This is a genomic window from Mycolicibacterium vinylchloridicum (genome assembly GCF_013404075.1).
GTDB lineage: Bacteria > Actinomycetota > Actinomycetes > Mycobacteriales > Mycobacteriaceae > Mycobacterium > Mycobacterium vinylchloridicum.
On sequence record NZ_JACBJQ010000158.1, the window covers coordinates 1 to 1904 of the forward strand.

General features: G+C 61.6%; 1 protein-coding gene. It reads right to left on the reverse strand.

Features of this window, described 5'->3' with window-relative positions:
- Positions 1-74: 74 nt before the first annotated feature.
- Positions 75-1535, reverse strand: a complete 1461-nt coding sequence (ltrA, locus tag HPC46_RS34250; RefSeq protein WP_233717045.1) for a group II intron reverse transcriptase/maturase — start codon at positions 1533-1535, stop codon at positions 75-77.
- Between the last annotated feature and the right edge of the window lie 369 nt (positions 1536-1904).

Consider the following 1904-nt stretch of genomic DNA (forward strand, 5'->3'; position numbering starts at 1 on the left):
AATCGAGTAGGGGGCCGGGGCTACCGGCCCCCTCTCACACCACCGGACGTGCGGGCCTCGCATCCGGCGGTTCGTTAGGTCGCTTGGAATCGGGTCCAGGCGCGGTGAAAGTAGAGCAGGCCCAGTTCCTCCCAGTACAGATTCGGAAGGGCCCGTGTCAGGATCGGTGACCCCGCGATACGCCAGTAGCCGCGACTGCTCATCCCCCACTGCCAAGCCACATTGGCCTGGATCCCGCGGGCACGCAGATTCGCAACCCTGGTGCGGGAGCGTTTCCATTCCTTCCAACGGATCTGGCGCATCCGACGACGAAACCACTCATCCAGGTCGCGGAACTTTCGCGGGGTATCCGCCAAACGGAAGTACCCCATCCAGCCCCGGATGTACTGATTCAGCCGCGTGATGCGGACCTGCATGGACACACTCCACTTCCGCGACGTCAGCACCCGGATACGAGCTTTCGCTCGCTGCCACGCCTTCGGCGCGACTCGGATCTTGACCCCAGAGGCGGTGAAGTAGAACCCGAAACCCAGCAAGACAGCTGTCGTTGCCGGGACGATCGAGGACTTCGTCCGGTTCACCTTCAACTTCAACCGCTGCTCCAGGAGCGCCGTGCTCTGCGCGAGCACCCGCTCGGCGGCCCGCTGTGATTTCACGAAGACCCGGATATCGTCGGCATACCGGACAAACCGGTGCCTCCGCGCCCAGAGCTCCTGATCGAAATCGTCGAGCATGATGTTCGACAACAATGGCGACAAAGGTGACCCCTGCGGGGTTCCCTCGTTCACCGGCTGTCGCACACCGTCGGCCATGATCCCCGCTTCCAAGTAGCGGCGGATCAGCTTCAGCAGCCGTTTGTCTTTCACCTTCCGCGCAACCCGGGCCATCAGCACGTCATGGTTGACCCGATCAAAGAACGCATCCAGATCAACCTCGACCACCCAGCGATATCCCTGCTCGATCACCAACCTGGCGACCTTCACAGCATCGTGGGCGCTTTTGCCCGACCGGAACCCATACGAGACCGGCACAAACCCGGGATCAAAGACCCGAGTCAGCACTTGCGCGATCGCCTGCTGGATCAACCGATCCAACACCGTCGGCACCCCTAACTTCCGCTGCCCGCCATCAGGTTTGGGAATCACCACCTGACGCACCGGCAGCGGACAGTACGTGCCCGCATCCAACGCCGCACGCGTATCCGCCCAATGCTGGCGGCACCAGTCACGCAATTCCTGCGTGCTCACACCATCCACACCAGCCGCACCACGATTACGTTCAACACGTTCCAGCGCAACAACCAGATTCGCCGGAGCGAACACCTGCTCCCACAAATCCTGGCCATCCCTGAGGCCCTCCCCGACACCCACCGAGACACCACTACGCGCAGACACCGGCACTTCCGGATTCACCGGTCCCTCCACTGCGTCTGCCCCGCCCACGGCGAGTTGGCTGCGATCACCGCGATCTCCACGAGAAATGCCGCTTCGAACCATCAATTCCCAACGTTCAGCCCTTCCCAGCCACAACCACAATTCCCGCTGGTACTACGACCTCTGCTGACTTCTGCCCCATCAACACCACCCTCACGAACGATGCCGCTCCGACACAAACGCCGACGCACTGGGACAGATCTCCCCAGATAAGAACATTCACTTTCGCCCTACCGCCGCCGCATTTACACACCAGCCGCTTCGGTGGAACGGGCTTCACCATCTGTTGCTGGCTCACCCCAACTGGCATGCCTTCTATGCGGTTCGTATCCCTCGGTGCAGGACTTCGTCTCCGGCTTCCTTCCCACCCCACCTCACAGTGACGCAGTTGCCATCGACTCGGAGTTAAACCACCTTCACCTCCAGAGGACTCACACCTCCAAGCGAATGCCCATGCTGGGCGTACAACGA